Origin of the sequence: Myxococcus sp. AB056, assembly GCF_006547365.1 — a bacterium.
In the GTDB taxonomy this organism is placed as follows: Bacteria; Myxococcota; Myxococcia; order Myxococcales; family Myxococcaceae; genus Myxococcus; species Myxococcus virescens.
This window is the reverse complement of sequence record NZ_VHLB01000208.1, coordinates 1-670: the sequence shown is the minus strand read 5'-3', so window position 1 is coordinate 670 and position 670 is coordinate 1. Positions and strand designations below refer to the sequence as shown.

The following is a 670-nucleotide window of genomic DNA, read 5'->3' as shown; positions in this document are numbered from 1 at the left end:
CAACCACACCGCCCGTCCCAACCCGCGCCGCACATCCTCCGCCAGCCCCATCAGCCGCTTCAGCACCGCGACGCGTCCCACCAGCGGCGGGTGGCACAACCCTGGCGCCCATCGGCGGACCGGCGCGTCCCGGGGTACCCCCGCCGCGCTCCGCGGACACGCCAGTACGCCTCCCAGGAAACGCGCCCCACACGCAACGCACGAGCCCGAAGCCGGGTTCATGGTCACCTCCCTGAAGGATGACGCTGTGTGAGTCGAGCGCCGGTCCTTCGCGTCGCCGGTACGACCGGGGGTGTTGTAGCGCCGGCCTGCACCTCGCGCCTCCGGCCGCCAGGGGTGTGGGACTGTTCGCTCCCCACCGCACACCCCCGACTCGCGTCGCAGTGCACTCCGGCGCCTGCCCGGGCCCGCAGTGCATCGAAAGCCTCACGCCCAGCGCGTTTCCAGTGCCCGCATCGCACAATGACAAACAATTCCAATCACGCCGAATGAAACAGAAACAAGGTACGCCCCGGCTGGCGCCTGGAGAGCAAGCAGGCGCGAAATCGCGTGTTGAATACGAAATACTTTTGACGGATGCTCGTTGAGCGCTCGACACGGCAGCGACCCGCCGTGACCTTGGAGAAGCCCACCTAGCAAAGCCAATCACCCTCCCCGCCCGTCCCCCCAC

At 68.2% G+C, this 670-nt stretch carries 1 pseudogene; it reads right to left on the bottom strand.

The features are described 5' to 3' along the window. Positions 1-366 (bottom strand): annotated as a pseudogene (locus tag FMP39_RS38380) (hypothetical protein); the annotation flags it as partial. Between the last annotated feature and the right edge of the window lie 304 nt (positions 367-670).